The sequence below is a fragment of the Streptomyces sp. NPDC005195 genome, assembly GCF_040608315.1.
GTDB lineage: Bacteria > Actinomycetota > Actinomycetes > Streptomycetales > Streptomycetaceae > Streptomyces > Streptomyces kaempferi.
The window spans coordinates 177,995-193,733 of sequence record NZ_JBEXHZ010000012.1; the positions used below are offsets into that span (position 1 = coordinate 177,995).

15 protein-coding genes and 1 pseudogene are annotated in these 15,739 nt (G+C 73.2%); 10 read left to right on the top strand and 6 right to left on the bottom strand.

Annotation, left to right across the window (positions count from 1 at the left end; genetic code table 11):
* Nucleotides 1-9: 9 nt before the first annotated feature.
* Nucleotides 10-1,176: a serine hydrolase domain-containing protein gene (locus ABZV34_RS16385; RefSeq protein WP_356276088.1), complete on the bottom strand. Its 1,167-nt coding sequence runs from the start codon at nt 1,174-1,176 to the stop codon at nt 10-12.
* 287 nt (nt 1,177-1,463) lie between these two features.
* On the opposite strand from ABZV34_RS16385, the gene ABZV34_RS16390 reads away from it, so the two are divergent.
* Nucleotides 1,464-2,447 carry a phosphatidylinositol-specific phospholipase C domain-containing protein gene (locus tag ABZV34_RS16390; protein ID WP_356276091.1) on the top strand — a complete coding sequence of 328 codons (984 nt, stop codon included), beginning with the start codon at nt 1,464-1,466 and terminating at the stop codon, nt 2,445-2,447.
* Between the two features lie 102 nt (nt 2,448-2,549).
* Here ABZV34_RS16390 and ABZV34_RS16395 read toward each other — a convergent pair whose 3' ends face one another.
* Both ABZV34_RS16395 and ABZV34_RS16400 read right to left on the bottom strand, forming a co-directional pair.
* Nucleotides 2,550-3,515, bottom strand: coding sequence for an acetylxylan esterase (locus tag ABZV34_RS16395; RefSeq protein ID WP_356276094.1), 966 nt, complete (start codon nt 3,513-3,515; stop codon nt 2,550-2,552).
* A 165-nt stretch (nt 3,516-3,680) separates the two neighbouring features.
* Nucleotides 3,681-4,262, bottom strand: a complete 582-nt coding sequence (locus tag ABZV34_RS16400; protein ID WP_356276096.1) for a hypothetical protein — start codon at nt 4,260-4,262, stop codon at nt 3,681-3,683.
* Nucleotides 4,263-4,494: 232 nt separating this feature from the next.
* Between ABZV34_RS16400 and ABZV34_RS16405 the strand changes: the two genes are divergently transcribed.
* Nucleotides 4,495-5,388 (top strand): universal stress protein, encoded by an 894-nt coding sequence (locus ABZV34_RS16405; protein WP_356276099.1) that lies wholly within the window; start codon nt 4,495-4,497, stop codon nt 5,386-5,388.
* Between the two features lie 151 nt (nt 5,389-5,539).
* Here the strand turns inward: ABZV34_RS16405 and ABZV34_RS16410 are convergent, their stop codons facing one another.
* The gene (locus tag ABZV34_RS16410) at nt 5,540-6,259 is read right to left on the bottom strand and encodes a ferredoxin reductase (protein WP_356276160.1); all 720 of its coding nucleotides are present in this window, start codon (nt 6,257-6,259) and stop codon (nt 5,540-5,542) included.
* Nucleotides 6,260-6,347: 88 nt separating this feature from the next.
* Nucleotides 6,348-6,953 carry a sulfite oxidase-like oxidoreductase gene (locus tag ABZV34_RS16415; RefSeq protein WP_356276102.1) on the bottom strand — a complete coding sequence of 202 codons (606 nt, stop codon included), beginning with the start codon at nt 6,951-6,953 and terminating at the stop codon, nt 6,348-6,350.
* Nucleotides 6,954-7,209: 256 nt separating this feature from the next.
* On the opposite strand from ABZV34_RS16415, the gene ABZV34_RS16420 reads away from it, so the two are divergent.
* Nucleotides 7,210-8,130, top strand: coding sequence for an NADP-dependent oxidoreductase (locus ABZV34_RS16420; protein WP_356276104.1), 921 nt, complete (start codon nt 7,210-7,212; stop codon nt 8,128-8,130).
* Nucleotides 8,127-8,855: a GNAT family N-acetyltransferase gene (locus ABZV34_RS16425; RefSeq protein ID WP_356276106.1), complete on the top strand. Its 729-nt coding sequence runs from the start codon at nt 8,127-8,129 to the stop codon at nt 8,853-8,855. Before ABZV34_RS16420 ends, ABZV34_RS16425 begins: the two co-directional genes overlap by 4 nt.
* Nucleotides 8,856-8,953: 98 nt before the next feature.
* Here ABZV34_RS16425 and ABZV34_RS16430 read toward each other — a convergent pair whose 3' ends face one another.
* Nucleotides 8,954-9,439 carry a MarR family winged helix-turn-helix transcriptional regulator gene (locus tag ABZV34_RS16430; protein ID WP_356276108.1) on the bottom strand — a complete coding sequence of 162 codons (486 nt, stop codon included), beginning with the start codon at nt 9,437-9,439 and terminating at the stop codon, nt 8,954-8,956.
* 53 nt (nt 9,440-9,492) lie between these two features.
* Between ABZV34_RS16430 and ABZV34_RS16435 the strand changes: the two genes are divergently transcribed.
* The 6 genes and pseudogenes from ABZV34_RS16435 to ABZV34_RS16460 form a co-directional block, all read left to right on the top strand.
* Complete coding sequence (locus ABZV34_RS16435; RefSeq protein WP_356276111.1) at nt 9,493-10,614, top strand: hypothetical protein; 1,122 nt, start codon at nt 9,493-9,495, stop codon at nt 10,612-10,614.
* 177 nt (nt 10,615-10,791) lie between these two features.
* Complete coding sequence (locus ABZV34_RS16440) at nt 10,792-11,565, top strand: putative protein N(5)-glutamine methyltransferase (RefSeq protein WP_356276114.1); 774 nt, start codon at nt 10,792-10,794, stop codon at nt 11,563-11,565.
* Between the two features lie 125 nt (nt 11,566-11,690).
* A complete protein-coding gene (locus ABZV34_RS16445; RefSeq protein ID WP_356276117.1) occupies nt 11,691-12,491 on the top strand; it encodes an alpha/beta hydrolase in 801 nt (266 codons plus the stop codon).
* 94 nt (nt 12,492-12,585) lie between these two features.
* Nucleotides 12,586-14,601, top strand: a complete 2,016-nt coding sequence (locus tag ABZV34_RS16450) for an NADPH-dependent 2,4-dienoyl-CoA reductase (RefSeq protein WP_356276120.1) — start codon at nt 12,586-12,588, stop codon at nt 14,599-14,601.
* 67 nt (nt 14,602-14,668) lie between these two features.
* Nucleotides 14,669-15,283 (top strand): PadR family transcriptional regulator, encoded by a 615-nt coding sequence (locus ABZV34_RS16455; RefSeq protein ID WP_356276123.1) that lies wholly within the window; start codon nt 14,669-14,671, stop codon nt 15,281-15,283.
* 151 nt (nt 15,284-15,434) lie between these two features.
* Nucleotides 15,435-15,739, top strand: a pseudogene (locus tag ABZV34_RS16460) (hypothetical protein); the annotation flags it as partial.

Below are 15,739 nucleotides of genomic sequence, written 5' to 3' on the forward strand. Positions count from 1 at the left end.
CCGGCGCGCTCACAGGGCGCTGTAGAGGGCGTCCACGAGCGCCATCTTCCTTGGGTCGTCGGCGATGTGCGGCCCCATGCGGTTCATGACGTACCCCAGGGAGAGGGCCGCCTCGGGGTCGGCGAGACCGCAGGAGCCGCCGAAGCCGTCATGTCCGAAAGCCCTCGGGTTGGGTCCGTACGAGGCGTTGGCGCCGCTCAGCCACAGCCCGAGCCCGGCCTGCGTCTCGTGCTCGAACCCGGCACCCAGGACCAGGTCCCGGCAGCTTCCCTGTCCCTCGCGCACCCGCTCCGCGGCCTCCGGCGAGAGCACCTGCCGGGAGCCGTGCGACCCTCGCCCGGCGAAGATCCCGTACAGCGCGGCGATCGCCCGAGCCGTGCCGTGGCCGTTCGCGGCCGGGATCTCGGCCGCCCGCCAGCGCGCGGTGTTGGCCTCGGCGGCGCCGACCAGCGGGTTGGTCAGCGCGGCCACCGCCGCGGGCGCCAACTGGGCGAAGACTGCCGCCTGTTCACTGCTCGACGCGGCCGGCGGATGCACCAGCTCGGCCACGCGCCCGACCTCCTTCTCGGGCAGTCCGACGGTGAAGTCGATCCCGAGCGGGCCGGTCACCTCCCGCTCCAGGAACGCGCCCGGCAGCAGCCCGGACACCCGCCGCACCACCTCGCCCACCAGATGGCCGAACGTGAGGGCGTGATAGCCGGACCGCGTCCCCGGCTCCCACCAGGGCTCCTGGGCCGCGAGCCGGCCGACGGTCAGCTCCCAGTCGCAGAGCTGCTCGAAGGTGTGCGGCTCGCGCAACCCCGCCAGCCCCGCCCGGTGCGACAGCAGATGCCGTACGAGAACGGCCTCCTTGCCCGCCGCCGCGAACTCCGGCCAGTACGCGGCCACCGGCGCGTCGAGGTCGAGCAGCCCGCGATCGGCCAGGATGTGCGCACACAGTGCGGTCGGGCCCTTCGACGTCGACCACACGTTGACGAGCGTCTCGCGCTCCCAGGGGCGGGTGCCTGCCGCGTCGGCCCAGCCGCCCCAGAGATCCACCACCGTCTCGCCGCCGAGCATCACGGTCACCGCCGCGCCCAGTTCGCCACGGTCCCGGAAGTTCTCCTCGAACGCCGTGCGGACCGCCGTGAAGCGTGCGTCGCAGTGGCCCCGGACATCGGGCGCGGGCTGGGGCATGGAGACCTCCGTCATCCGTAGGGACATCGGCCCCGAACATACCGACTGGTCGGACCGGGTGGAAGTGGCCGCGCCACATCCGTCCTCCGCCGGGCGCCGGCGCACCTCCTGCCGCGTGGTGCGGTGTCCGCCCTCCCGTCATCACGGGCTCTTCCGGATGTCACCCAACACCCCTACGCTGCACGTCGGTTGACCACCGATGCGGGAGAGGCAGGGGGAACATGCGCAGACATGTGAGGGTGTTGGCACGTACAGGGATCGCGGTGGCGACGGCGGGAGCCATCGCCATGACCACGTCCCCCGGGGCGAGCGCCGCGGACCTCTCGTACTCCTCCAGCACCTCGGTGGGCGTACACAACTCCTACGACAAGGCGAAGTACCCCTACTTCGCCGACGCGCTGGACTCCGGCGCCGGGATGCTGGAACTCGACGTGTGGACCAACGTGTTCGGGGCCTCCTGGCGCGTCTCGCACAGCAACCCGATCGGCAACGACAACAACTGCGTGAACGCGGCGAACGCCTCCGAGCTGCGCACCAAGTCCGGCAACCGCGATCTCGGCGGCTGCCTCTCCGACATCCGGGCGTGGCACGACGCGCACCCGGGGCACCGGCCGATCCAGCTGAAGATCGAGATGAAGGACGGCTTCGCGGCCAACATCGGCCGCGGACCCACCCAGTTGGACGCCCTGCTGACGGCGAAGCTCGGTGACGCGCTGCTGCGGCCCGCCGACGTCGCGGGCTCCCATCCCGACCTCGACTCGGCCGTCCAGGCGGACGGCTGGCCCGCCCGTTCGGCGCTCGCGGGCAAGTTCGTCGTCGAGCTCATTCCCGGCACCGTCGAGGAGAACAACCCCCTCGACTCGCTGTGGACGGACCGCGAGTACGCCACCCACCTCCGCGACCTGGCCGCAGCCGGCCGGCTGCGCGAGGCGTCCGCCTTCCCCGCCGTGCACGGCGCGGCCGCGGGCGACCCGCGCACCCGCTACACCGACACGACCATCCGCCCCTGGTTCGTGATGTACGACGGCGACGCCGCCGCCTACGCGGGCGGCACGATCGACACCGCCTGGTACGACGAGCGTCACTACCTCGTCGTCATGACCGACGCCCAGAACGTGCCGCCCGCCATCGACGGCACCAATCCCACCCAGGCACAGGCACTTGAGCGCGTCGCCCTCCTCGCCGCGCGGCACGCCAGCGTGGTGTCGGCGGACTGGTATCCCCTGCCCGCCGTGCTCGGGACGGTCGTTCCGCGCGGAACGGCGGGCTGAACCCCGGCCGGTGCCGCGGCACCGGCCGGATCGCGAAGGTCCCGTCGTCCGCCCGGAGGGCGTGCCAGGCGTCGCGTGGCAGGCGGGACCTTCGCGGCACGCCTAGAGGTACGAGGGGAGCCACCGGAGCTGGGCCGCCTCCTGGTAGGGGCCCCCGCCCTCGTGGTCGTTGAAGTCGTAGACCTCGATCGTCTTCTCCTCGTGGGCCCAGGCGTTGAACGCGGCGAAGACCGTGGACGGCGGGCAGGTCTGGTCCTCCAGGCCGGCCGAGAAGAGCGCCGGAGCGCTGCCGCGCGCCGCGAAGTGGACCCCGTCGAAGTAGGAGAGGGTGCGCCGGACGTCGTCGGCGCGGCCACGGTGGGTCTTGAGGAAACTGCCGATCTCCCGGTAGGGATGCCGGTCGGTCAGCGTCGTCGCACGCGGGAAGTCGCAGAGGAACGGCACGTCGGGAGCGATCGCGGCCAGGTCGGGGACGAGACCGCCCACCGCGATCGTGATGCCGCCGCCCTGGCTCGCGCCGACGGCCGCGGTGCGCGCCGGGTCGACCAGCGGGTGCGAGCGGACCGCCTCCACCGCGCGCACTCCGTCGGTGAACACCCGGCGGTAGTAGTAGTTCTCGGGAGCGTCGATACCGCGGGTCATGTAGCCGGGGTACGCGGGCGCGCTGCCCACCGGGTCCGGGGTCTCGCCGCCGCCCCACGCGCTGCCCTGGCCGCGTGTGTCCATCACGAAGTGCGCGAAGCCCGCCGAGGCCCAGAGCAGATGCGTGTGGGGGAGGCCCCGGCCGCCGCCGTACCCGACGAACTCGACGACCGCGGGCAGCGGCGCGTCGGCCCCGGCCGGCAGGGTGAGCCAGCCCTTGACCGGGTGCCCGCCGAACCCGGCGTACGTGACGTCGTACACCTCGACGGTCCTGAGACGGGTCCCGACGGGCTCGAAGCGGGCGTCCAGGCCGTGTTCACGCGTCTCCTGGAGGGTCCTGGCCCAGAAGGCGTCGAAGTCCTCGGGCTCGGCCGAGGCACTGCGGTACCCGCGGAGCTCGTCGAGGGGGAGGTCGAACAGGGCCATGAAGGACCACCTTTGAAGACGTCGCGGCTGCGGACGATCACACCGTACGGGGGCGGCCGGAGGGCCGCCATGCCTGGTTCCGCGTCCGCCCGCGCCTTGACGGCGCAGGCCACCGGGCCTTCTGCCCCGCGTCCCGCCGCCCATGCCCGGAAGGGGCCGCGCCGGTCAGGGCGTGTGGCGCCGCCACTCCGGCCCGGTACGTTCCCAGTCCCGCTCCCACTCGGCGAGGCGGCGGCGTGCCGAGGCCCGACCTCCGGCGAGGTGGACGCCGATGACGGCGGCCCCGGCGGCCCCGGCGGTGAACAGGCCCGCCATCAGGGTGTGTTGCCAGACCGCGGACGCGTTCACCGGTGGACCGACCCGACGGCCGCCGGAGTCCAGCCAGACGCGGGTGTGCTCACCCTGCCGGGCTCCCGCGGGAACCTGGGCCAGGCCGGTGCGCGAGTCCCCGCCCGGCTCGGTCCAGCGCACCCTCACCGGATACGAGGGCTGCCGTCCGGTCGGCGAGGGCACGGCGGCGGGCGCGTCCTCGACGATGACGGCGGCCGCCAGGTGCCGCTCGGCCCGCTGCGTGGCGGCCCGTGCCCGCGCGTCGTCGTACACCCGCCGTCCCACGGCCACCCCGGCCAGCGGCGCGCCGACGACCAGCAGCACGACGACGGCCAGCAGCGCCCACGCCTCCACGACGTCACAACGGCGGCGCAACGGACTGCGGCGCCAGCGCCAGCCGCGTACCCGCGTACCCATCGTCACTTCCCTGCCCCGCTCCACCCTCCAGCGGCGCACCGCGTACGGCCGCGAGCGTCCATGGAGAATCCGTACGGTGATTGTGCCGCCGTACGAATGATCCGCACCCCCTGTGGAACCCGCGAACCACTTCGTGCGGCGAAACAGGAGCCACCATGACGCATTCCCGTCCAGCAGCACTCGACGCCCACTGGCGCGCGACCAACTCCGGCCCGCGGCAGGGGAGGAGGCGATGAGTACCGGATCACGCTCCATCACCGTCGGCATCGACGGCTCGCCGACCAGCCTCGACGCCGCCGACTGGGCCGCCAGGGAGGCACGGCGCCGTCGGCTTCCCTTGCGGTTGTTGCACGCGGGGATCGGGCCGGCCGTCTCCGGCCGGGTCCCGGACGTCGACGTCCCCGCGGGGCGCACCCGCACCGCACTCGATCGGGCGGCCATCCAACTCTCCTACGCACACCCGGCGTTGGAAATCATCGCCCGGCGCACCGGGACACCCGCGGTGCAGGCCCTGCTGGCCGCGGCCGCGGACACGGAGACCCTGGTCGTCGGTTCACGCGGCTCCACCGGGTTCGCGGGCTTCGAGGTCGGTTCGGTCGCCCTCGCCGTCGCGGCCCGTGCCGCACGCCCGGTCGTGGTGGTGCGCGCGGGTGAACTCCCCGAGGACGAACGGGCACCCGCCACCGACGGTTCACCGCCCGACTCGGCTCCCTACCTGCCGGTGGTGCTGGGACTCGACGTGGACCGGCCGGCCGACGACCTGATCCGCTACGCCTTCGACACGGCCGCCCTCCGTTCGGCGCCGCTGCACGTGGTGCACGCGTGGACCCGGTCCGAACCGTACGCCCGCCCCGTCCGTGGACCCCGGCCCGGGGACACGGCCGAGCACGGGGACGGCGCGGGCCGGGCGCTGGCCGGCACCCTCCAGCTGTGGCGCCGCAGGTTCCCCGGGACGACATTGCGCGAGCACGTCGTCCAAGGGCACCCCGGACCTCACCTCCTGAGGGCGTCCGTGCGGGCCGGCCTGCTGGTCGTGGGGCGCGAGGCGGGCACCGGCCCGGGCCGCGCCGTGCGCTCACTGATCCGGCACGCCCCGTGCGCGGTGGCGGTGGTTCCGCACGGCTGACAGGGGACCCGGGCATCGGACCGGCGTCCGGACAGCGGCGCGCGCCGCGCCTGGATCCCCGACAAGTGTTGCGCCCGGACCCCCGACGTGTGCCGCGCTCGGACCGCGGCGTGGGATGCGCCCGGACCCCGGCGGGCGACGCGCGCCCGGTTCAGCCGAAGCGCTCGATGCGGATCCGGTCCACGGGCTGCCCCGCCTCGACCAGCAGCCGCGACGCGTGTTCGGCGAACCCGTTGGAGCCGCACACATAGGCCTCCCACCCACCAGGAGGCTGTTCTGCCAGGAGCGGTGCCACATGTGCGGCCGCCAGGCGTCCGACGGCCACACCCTCCGGGGCGCCACGGGTGAAGACGGCCGTGGTCTCCGCGCCGTACTCCCGCGCGTAGATCAGCTCCTCGGGGCCGCGCGTGGAGACGAGCAGCCGCAACGGCACGTCCAGTCCCCGCAGCCGGTGGTGGCGCAGCATCGACATCAGCGGTACGACGCCGGAGCCGGCGCCGACGAGCAGCGCGGGCCGGTCGCCCGGCCAGGCGAAGAACCCGCTGAGCGGGCCCCGGACCTCGACCGTGTCCCCGGGCGCGGCCACGGTGTGGAACCAGCCGGAGACCTCACCGCCCTCGACATGGTCGAGGGTGAGTTCGATATGGCCGGTGTCGTCGGGCGGCGACGCGATGGAGTAGTGGCGCTGCGCCACATAGCCGTCCGCGGCAGTCAGCCGCAGCATCAGGTGCTGGCCGGGCAGGTGCCCCGGCCAGCCCGGCACCGCGAACCGGAAGGTGGTGGCGTGCGGTGTCTCCCGGCGGACGGCGGTGATCGTGGCGTCGCGCCAGGTGGCGGCGGTCCGGCCGCCCACGGCGATGCGCCCCGGCACGGCGAAGCTCGTGACGGGGACGAAGGCGCCCGAGGCCGGGGGTGCGAGGGGCTTCGCGGGGACGAGGCCGCTCGGGGAGGCGGTCGTGTCAGTCACCGGAGTAGCGCTGCTCCTCCCAGGGATTGCCGCGTGCGTGGTAGCCGTTCTGCTCCCAGAACCCCGGCTCGTCGTGGTCCAGGAGCCGCAGGCCCGCGATCCATTTGGCGCTCTTCCAGAAGTACAGGTGCGGCACGATCAGCCGCGCCGGACCACCGTGCTCGGCGGCCAGCGGCTTCCCCTCGTACTCCCACGCGATCCAGGCACGGCCGCCGGTGAGGTCGGTGAGCGGGAGGTTCGTGGTGTAGCCGGTGTGCGAGTAGGCGACCACATGGGTGGCGCCTCCATGGGGGCGCACCTGCTCCAGGAAGGCGTCGAGCGAGACGCCGCCGAAGCGCACCCCGAACTTCGACCAGCTCGTCACACAATGGATGTCGCCCTCGTACGCCGAGGCGGGCAACGCGTGCGCCCGCTCCCAGTCCCAGGTGTGGGGCTCGGCCACCAGACCGTCGATCCGGAAGGTCCAGTCGGCGGCCGCGAGAGCGGGCGTGACCTCGGCGGACAGTACGGGCCAGTCGTCGCCCGCGTCGTACTGGCCGGGCGGCAGCCCGGTGTGGTGGACGCGCGGGCGTCCGGTGAAACCTCGGGTGACGTTCATGGGACGGGTTGCCTCCAGGCCATCGGGTGCGACGGCCCGCGGATCGAGCGTGGTCGGTGCGCACACGTCGCGGCGCGTGCGCCTTCCACCGTACGTGGCCCGCGCCCGTGTTCCGTCCCCGGGCGAGGCCGCGATCATTGCGGACGGATGAACGCCGCCGGGGCCGGGGAATAGCCGCGGCGTGATCGTCCTTGCCCCCATGCCGACTCCGGTGCGCCCCTGCCACCGGTGACAGCGAGGAGAGCGAGGAAGCAGGATGCCCAAGGCGTACGTCTTCACCCGGTACGGCGGCCCCGAGGCCGAGGCCCTGGTGGAACAGGACCGGCCGAACCCGGGAGCCGGCGAGGTACTCGTCGCCGTCCGCGCGGCGGGGGTGAACCCCGTCGACTGGAAGCAGCGGACGGGCTACCGCCGCCCCGGCGCCGCGGCCCGCGAGCTGCCGGCCGTGTTCGGCAACGAGGTCGCTGGAGTGGTCGAGGAGACCGGCCCCGACGTGACCGGGTTCGCGGCGGGTGACGAGGTCTTCGGCAACCCGGTGGCCGGCGGATACGCCGACTACGCCCTGCTGCCCACGACGGTGACCGCCCACAAGCCCGCCGCGCTGTCGTACACGGACGCGGCGACGCTGCCCGTCGCGGCGGCCACGGCGTACGACGCGGTCCACCAGCTCGGCCTGCCCTCCGGCGCGACCGTGCTGATCACCGGCGCGGGCGGCGGTGTGGGCGTCGCGGCCGCGCAGATCGCGCAGGTGCTCGGACTGCGAGTGGTGGGGGTCGCGAGCGACGGCAAGAAGGACTTCGTCGAGTCGCTCGGCGCCGTGCACGTCCCGGCCGGCCCCGGTCTGGCCGAGCGGGTGCGGGCGGCGGCGCCGGACGGTGTGGACGGTGTCCTCGACCTCGTCGGGGGCGAGGTGCTGGAGGCCGCGGCGACCTTGCTGGCCGACCGGACGAAGCTGATCACCGGCGCCGACCGGGAGACGGTCGCGCGGCTCGGCGGAGCGGGCGTCGAGCGGGCCCGTACGGCCGCCGTCCTCGACGAGGTGGCGCGGCTCGTGGTCGACGGCCGGCTCCGGCCCTTCGTGACCGGGACCTTTCCGCTGGACCGCGCCGCCGAGGCGCTGCGCACGGTCGAGGACGGCCATGCGCGCGGCAAGATCGTGATCGAGGTCGCCCGATGAGCGACGCCCGTACCGCGGCCGCGCACCCGCTGGACAACCCCGCCCTCGGAGCGCTGACCGGCCCGCACGCACACCTCGCCGAACGCCGCGGCCGCGTCCTGCGCTACGCCGTCGACGTATCCCCGTGGCTGGCCCTGCCCGACGTCCCCGACGCGGAGGACTGGGCGGACCTCGCGGCCCTCGTGGGTCCGGGCGGCGAGGCCCCGCTGGCCGGGTTCAACGGGGCGACGCCGGACGGCTGGGAGCTGACCTTCAGCATCGACGGCGTCCAGCTCGTCGACGCCGGGCTCGCCGCGGCGCCGGACGCCGAAGCGGTACGGCTCGGCTCCGCCGACGTGCCGGAGATGCTCGATCTGGTGGAGCGCACCAGGCCCGGCCCCTTCCTGGCGCGCACCGTCGAACTCGGCACCTACCTCGGGATCCGCCGGGGCGGTGCGCTGATCGCCATGGCGGGGGAGCGGTTGCGTCCGCCGGGCTGGACGGAGATCAGCGCGGTCTGCACCGACCCGGACTTCCGCGGCCAGGGCCTGGCCTCCCGGCTGATCCTCGCCGTCGCGCACGGGATACGGGAGCGGGGCGAGACGCCGTTCCTGCACACCGCCGCGGAGAACACCGGCGCGATCCGTCTCTACGAGTCCCTGGGCTTCGAGCTGCGGCGCACGACCCGCTTCCTGGCCGCGCGGGTCCCCGACCTGGCGGACGCGCGGGCCGTGGGAGCCCGCTGACCACCGGGACCGTGGGTGTCGGGCGGCGCACGGGGGCCGCCCGAAGCCCGGGACGGCGGCGGGAGGTGCTGCCCTGAGGGCACCTCCCGCCGGAGGACTCAGCTGTCCCGCGCCTTGCCGGCGGACGCTCCGGACGTGGTGTTGTAGCGGACCAGATACGCGGCGAACCGGTCCAGGTCCTCCGCCGGCCAGTCCGCGAGCCGCTCGCGGAAGGCGATCCGCCGGCTCTCCGTGACCTGGGCGAGGATCCGGGTGCCCGCCTCCGTCAGCTGCAGTACCTGTACCCGGTGGTCGTCCGGGTCGAGCCGCCGTTCGACCAGCCCGGCCCGCTCCAGCACCGCCACCTGACGGCTCACCGTGGACTTGTCCAGCGCGTAGTGCGCGGCCAGGTCGGTGGCCCGGCAGCCGCCCCTGTCCTCCAGGTGGCCGAGCAGAGTGTACGAGACGAGCGACAGCTCAGGGTGCATGCGCCCGGCCGAGGCCCTGGCCCGCCGGGCGAAGGCCGTCATCTCGCGCTGGATGGTCTCGACGGCCGCCGCACCGGTGGTGACGACGGTCTCATCGGGCCCTTCGACTGCCTTCATGGGACCTCCTTCGCTCTTCTGGTTGTATAGTACAACTTGATGGATGGTTGTATATGCCAATCAAAGGAGGTTCCGTGGTCACCGGACTGCGTTCACCGGCCCTGCGTCATGTGCTCACGCACCTGGTCACCCCGCTGCTGATGTGTCTCGGTATGGGGCTGGCCTATATGGGGGCCTTCGTCACACCCGAGCCGCACCATCTCCCGGTGGCCGTCGTGGGCTCCGGTGCCGAGACGAAGGTGTTCGCCCAGACCGTCAAGGACGCGGCGGGGAGCAAGCTCGACGTGCGGACCGTGGCGACGCGCACCGAGGCGGTCGGCCTGCTCAGGTCCCGTGACATCACGGGCGCCTATGTGCCGCGGACCGGGTCACCCGAACTCGTCGTCGCCACCGCCGCGTCCGACATGGGCGCCACGGCTGTCGAGAAGGTCTTCACGCCGGTCGCCGCCCGGCAGGGCGCGGTGCTGAAGGTGACCGACGTCGCTCCGACCGTCGCCGACGACCCCACGGGCCAGGGCCTGTTCTTCCTCCTGATCGCCCTGAGCATCGGGTCGTACGCGTCCGTCGCCGCGCTCGGCGCCGCCGGCGCGGAGCTGCCACTGCGGATACGGGCCCTGCTGGCCGTCGGGGTCTCGGCGGTGGTGGGCGCCATCGGCGCGTTGCTCGCCGGACCCGTGTTCCATCTCGCGCACCACGACCTCACGAGCCTGTGGGGCGTGGCCTGGCTCTACTCGGCGGGCATCCTCTTCATCGGCGTCGGTCTCCACACGTTCCTCAAGCGGTGGACCACGCTCGCCATGATGGTGCTCTTCGTGATGCTCAACTTCACCAGTTCCGGTGGTCTGTTCCGGCCCGAGCTGCAGAACGGCTTCTTCGGCGCGCTGCACTCCTTCTGGAACGGCGCCGGCTTCGTCGAGGGCATCCGCAGCCTCCTCTACTTCGACCGGGACGGACTGGCCGGCGACATGGGGACGTTGGCCGTCTGGCTGGTCGTCGGTCTGCTGGTCACCGCCGTCGCGGGCGCCGTCGAGCGCGGGCGCGCCCGGAAAGCCGTACGGGACGAGTCGGCGCTCGTGCCGCCGGAGGAGCCGGAGCGGCGCGGTGTCTCGCAGGAGCGGGAGGCGGCACAGGAACGGGAGGCCGCGGAGGAGCTGGAGGAGTCGGTCGTCGTCTGACGGTTCCTGTAAAGTGACGGTCCCGGCTGTGGAACGCCCCAGCCCAGGAGTTGCCGAGGAGGTGGGACCCATTACCGCCAGTTCAGGTCGGGTGCTCTCACCTCAGGTCGACGCGGCTCACCGCCGGTAGGCGACCGCGAGAGCGCCCTTCGGCTCACCGAAAGGCTCTCGGCTTCCATGCCTTCCCCATCCGATCCTGTTGTCGCCGCTCTCCGTGCCGCGGGCTGTGTCTTCGCCGAGGACGAGGCGGAGTTGATACGCTCCACCGCCCGCACCCCGGACGAGGTCACCGCCATGGTCGACCGGCGCGTCTCGGGCCATCCCCTCGAACACGTCCTCGGCTGGGCCGGGTTCCACGGTCTGCGCGTCGCCGTGGAAGCGGGCGTGTTCGTACCGCGCCGCCGTACCGAGTTCCTCGTGGACCAGGCCGTCGCCCTGGCGCGGAACGCCTCCGTGGTCGTGGACCTGTGCTGCGGCTCGGGCGCGGTCGGCGCGGCGCTGGCCGCGTCCCTCGGCGGACCCGAACTGCACGCCGCCGACATCGACCCGGCCGCGGTCCGCTGTGCCCGCCGCAACGTCGCGCCCTTCGGTGGCCGGGTCCACCAGGGCGACCTGTACGCGGCTCTGCCGGACACCCTGCGCGGTCGTGTCGACGTCCTGGCCGCCAACGTGCCGTACGTCCCCACGGGCGACGTCGGTCTGCTGCCGTCGGAGGCCCGCGACCACGAGCCGCTCACCGCCCTCGACGGAGGCGCGGACGGCCTCGACATCCTGCGCCGGGTGGCCGACGAGGCGCCCCGCTGGCTCGCCCCCGGCGGCAGCCTCCTGGTCGAGACGAGCGAACCCCAGGCGCCCCGGGCCGTGGAGGTCTTCGCGCGCAGCGGTCTGATCGCCGCGCTGGCCGTCTCCGACGAGCTGTACGCCAACGTCGTGATCGGCACCATGCCGTGAGCGGCGTGTCCTGAGCGGCCGCCCCCGGCCGTCCGACATGCCGCGTTCGGCCCTGGATCGTCACCCTGCCCCGGTCGCGCCCCCACACTGTGGCTGACCGGTGGCAGGAAGACGGAGGCCCGACCGTGCGCAGCGCCCAGGAGTTCCCCGTGTGGGACGTCCAGGAGTCCGGCCCCGCCGACGCACCGAAGAGCGTGCTGCTCCTGCCGGGAGGGATGTGCAGCAGGGTGTTCTACGACGACATGGTCTGCGCGCCGTCGCTCCTGCGCGCGCCGGTGCGGCTGGTGGCCGCGACGGTCCCGGGTCACGCCGGGACCCCGGCACCCCGGGACCTCGCCCTGGAGAACTACGCGGCGCTCGCCGGGGAGCTCGCCGCGGAACACGGATGCGATGTGGTGGTGGGCCACAGCCTCGGCGCCAACATCGCGCTGGAGATGGTGGCGGGCGGCCACTTCTGTGGCCCGGTGGTGCTGTTGTCCCCGACCTTCTCGCGACCCGACGAACCCAGGTCGCTGGCCGTCGCCGACCGGCTCGGGCGGCTTCCGGGCATCGGGGCCCTGGTCTGGTGGGCCCTGGTGCGGCTGGCGCCGCGTGCCATGGCGGGCAACCTGCCTCCGGGGCGCCGCGCGGCTCTGGTCGCGGAGTTCGGGAAGAACGACCCGGCGTTCTGCCGCCGGGAGATCCGGCACTACTTCGCCTACCTCGACCGCCATGGCTCGCTGGTGGCGCGGCTTCGCGCGTCGGGCTGCCCCGCCTGGGTCGTACGCGGCGACCGGGACGAGATCGGGCTGACCGCCGAGGAACGGGCGGGCCTCGAAGCCAGTCCGAACGTCACGATGGTCACCGTCCCCGACGCCGGGCACCTGGTGATGGTCGACCAGCCCGCGCAGGTGGCAGAACTCGTCGCCAGGGTGGCCCTTGGCTGACCGGCCGGAGTGACCCTCCTCATTATGCAACTAGTTGCACAAGGCGCGTTCCGTCGTCTACAACAGACGTACGACACCGCGTACGGAGGGCCCGATGAGCCGTTACCCGCACCTGCTGAACCCGCTCGACCTGGGATTCACCACGCTGCCCAACCGCGTCCTCATGGGCTCCATGCACGTGGGTCTCGAGGAGGCAGAGCGAGGCTTCGAGCGGATGGCGGAGTTCTACGCCACCCGGGCCCGCGGCGGTGTCGGACTCATGGTCACCGGTGGCATCGCGCCCAACGAGGCGGGACGGCCCTACGAGGGCGGCGCGAAGCTGACCACGGAGGCCGAGGCCGACCAGCACGCCGGGGTCACCGCGGCGGTGCACCGCGAGGGCGGCAGGATCGCGATGCAGATCCTGCACTTCGGGCGGTACGCCTACCACCAGGACCTGGTCGCGCCCAGCGCCCTGCAGGCACCGATCAGTCCCTTCACGCCGCACGCGCTCACCGACGCCGAGGTCGAGCAGACGATCGACGACTACGTGCGCGCCGCCCGGCTCGCTCAGCGGGCCGGCTACGACGGCGTCGAGATCATGGGCTCCGAGGGCTACCTGATCAACGAGTTCATCGCCGTCCAGACCAACCGTCGCGAGGACCGCTGGGGCGGCTCCTACGAGAACCGGATGCGTTTCCCCGTCGAGATCGTCCGCCGGGTGCGCGAGGCCGTCGGCGAGAACTTCATCATCATCTACCGCCTGTCGATGCTGGACCTGGTGCCGGGCGGCTCCTCACTGGACGAGGTGATCACACTCGCCCGGGCCGTGGAGGCCGCCGGAGCCACGATCATCAACACCGGCATCGGCTGGCACGAGGCCCGTATCCCCACCATCGCCACCTCCGTGCCGCGCGGTGCGTACGCCTGGGTGACCAAGAAGGTGATGGGCTCGGTCTCCGTCCCCCTGGTGACCACCAACCGCATCAACACCCCTGAGATCGCTGAGCAGTTGCTCGCGGACGGTCACGCCGACATGGTGTCCCTCGCCCGGCCGATGCTCGCCGACCCCGACTTCGTCGCCAAGGCGGCGGCCGGACAGCCGGAGGCCATCAACACCTGCATCGGCTGCAACCAGGCCTGTCTCGACCACACCTTCAGCGGCCGGATCACCTCGTGCCTGGTCAACCCGCGGGCCTGCCACGAGACCGAGTTGGTCCTCGCCCCGACCCGGCTGCGCAAGCGCGTGGCCGTCGTGGGCGCGGGTCCCGCCGGACTGGCCTGCGCGGTCTCCGCGGCCGAGCGCGGCCACGATGTCACGCTCTACGACGCCGCCGGCGAGATCGGCGGCCAGCTGAACGTGGCCCGCAAGGTCCCCGGCAAGCAGGAGTTCGACGAGACGATCCGGTACTTCCGTACCCAGCTCGAACGGCACGGCGTGGACGTGCGGTTGAACACCCGCGTCACCGCCGGGGACGTGTCCGGCCACGACGAGGTGGTGGTCGCCACCGGCGTGCGTCCGCGCACCCCCGAGATACCCGGCGTCGATCACCCCAGCGTCGTCGGCTATCTCGACGTCCTGCGTGACGGCGCCCCCGTCGGCGACCGGGTCGCGATCCTCGGGGCCGGCGGCATCGGCTTCGACGTCGCCGAGTACCTGACCGACGGCGGCGACAAGGCGAGCGAGGACCCGGCGACGTACTTCCGCAACTGGGGCGTCGACATGGACTACCGCGCCCCCGGCGGCCTCGGCACGCCCGAGCGGTCCGCACCGCCGCGCACCGTCCACCTCCTGCAGCGCAAGGCCTCCAAGGTCGGAGCCGGACTTGGCAAGACCACGGGCTGGATCCACCGCACCGAGCTCAAGCACCGGGGCGTCACCATGGTTCCGGGTGTCCGGTACGACCGAATCGACGACGCCGGGCTGCACGTCACCGTCGACGGCGCGGGCCAGGTGCTGGAGGTCGACACCATCGTGCTGTGCACCGGGCAGGAGCCCCGCCGTGACCTGTACGAGGAACTGTCCGCCGCGGGACACAGCGTGCATCTGATCGGCGGTGCCGACGTGGCCGCCGAGCTGGACGCCAAGCGGGCCATCAAGCAGGGCACGGAGGTGGCGGCGGCGCTGTAGGAGGCCCCCCGGAGACCCGCGACAGCGAGGGCCGTCCCCTGGGGGCGGCCCTCCCTAGGATGAACCCATGTCACTCCCGCACGCGATCCTCACCGCCCTGCTCGAAAGGCCCTCGTCCGGACTCGAACTCACCAGGCGGTTCGACAAGTCGATCGGCTACTTCTGGTCGGCGACGCATCAGCAGATCTATCGCGAGCTGGGAAAGCTGGAGTCCGAGGGATACATCCGGGCCCTGCCGTCCGCGCAGCCGGCCCGGGGACAGAAGAAGAGCTACGAGGTGCTGTCGTCCGGTCGCGACGAGCTGGCCCGCTGGACCGCCGTCACCCAGGACCCCAAGCCCCTGCGCGACACGATGCTGCTGCGGCTGCGGGCCTCGGCCGTCGTCGGCACCGCGGGCATCGAGACCGACCTGCGTCGCCATCTCACGCTTCATCAGCGGCAGTTGGCGGAGTACGAGGCGATCCAGGAGCGGGACTTCCCACCCGGCAGGAACGCTCCCCAGGACCGGCTGCGGCATTTGGTGCTGCGGGCCGGTATCGACCTGGAGACCTTCTGGACGCAGTGGCTGGGCCATGCGCTGGAGGAGTTCGCGCACCTGGGGGACCCGCCCGCGCCGGAGGAGGGGACGAGCCCGGGGTCCGCATCGGACGCGCCCCAGGAGGACCGGTCCGCGTCGCACTGACGTGAGGGGGAGCGGTCCTCCCCGGACGGGCGGCCGCGGGGGTGACGGACCGGGGTGTCAGCGCCGGCGGGGCTCGGACCTGCGGCGCAGGAACCAGGCCGTCGCCACGACACCCGCGGTCACCAGGGCCCCGCCGGCCGCCGTGGTGGCCGTGCCGTGGTCCGTGGCCGCCCCGCCGAGACCGCCCAGGACCCCGCGCGTCGGCGCGGCCGTCGGCGGGACGGTGGGAGCCGAGGACGCAGACACCGAGGACGCCGAGGACGGCGCGGTCACCGAGGACGGCGAAGTCGCCGAGGGTGCGGCGGACGCCGACGGCGCGGAGGGTGCGGGGACGACCACGGCCCGGGTGCCCGCCGTCCGCCAGCGACGTCAGTGCGCCCATCAGGCGCTGCCGGGTGCCGAGCAGCCCGAACCGGCCGCCCCCGCCGCCGGTGAAGGCGCGCAAGCCCCCGCCGT

Bases quoted from the DNA above. Each gene is read 5' to 3' on its own strand.
- ABZV34_RS16385 (WP_356276088.1), bottom strand. From the start codon at position 1,176: ATGCCCCAGCCCGCGCCCGATGTCCGGGGCCACTGCGACGCACGCTTC.
- ABZV34_RS16390 (WP_356276091.1), top strand. From the start codon at position 1,464: ATGACCACGTCCCCCGGGGCGAGCGCCGCGGACCTCTCGTACTCCTCC.
- ABZV34_RS16395 (WP_356276094.1), bottom strand. From the start codon at position 3,515: ATGGCCCTGTTCGACCTCCCCCTCGACGAGCTCCGCGGGTACCGCAGT.
- ABZV34_RS16400 (WP_356276096.1), bottom strand. From the start codon at position 4,262: ATGGGTACGCGGGTACGCGGCTGGCGCTGGCGCCGCAGTCCGTTGCGC.
- ABZV34_RS16405 (WP_356276099.1), top strand. From the start codon at position 4,495: ATGAGTACCGGATCACGCTCCATCACCGTCGGCATCGACGGCTCGCCG.
- ABZV34_RS16415 (WP_356276102.1), bottom strand. From the start codon at position 6,953: ATGAACGTCACCCGAGGTTTCACCGGACGCCCGCGCGTCCACCACACC.
- ABZV34_RS16420 (WP_356276104.1), top strand. From the start codon at position 7,210: ATGCCCAAGGCGTACGTCTTCACCCGGTACGGCGGCCCCGAGGCCGAG.
- ABZV34_RS16425 (WP_356276106.1), top strand. From the start codon at position 8,127: ATGAGCGACGCCCGTACCGCGGCCGCGCACCCGCTGGACAACCCCGCC.
- ABZV34_RS16430 (WP_356276108.1), bottom strand. From the start codon at position 9,439: ATGAAGGCAGTCGAAGGGCCCGATGAGACCGTCGTCACCACCGGTGCG.
- ABZV34_RS16435 (WP_356276111.1), top strand. From the start codon at position 9,493: ATGCCAATCAAAGGAGGTTCCGTGGTCACCGGACTGCGTTCACCGGCC.
- ABZV34_RS16440 (WP_356276114.1), top strand. From the start codon at position 10,792: ATGCCTTCCCCATCCGATCCTGTTGTCGCCGCTCTCCGTGCCGCGGGC.
- ABZV34_RS16450 (WP_356276120.1), top strand. From the start codon at position 12,586: ATGAGCCGTTACCCGCACCTGCTGAACCCGCTCGACCTGGGATTCACC.
- ABZV34_RS16455 (WP_356276123.1), top strand. From the start codon at position 14,669: ATGTCACTCCCGCACGCGATCCTCACCGCCCTGCTCGAAAGGCCCTCG.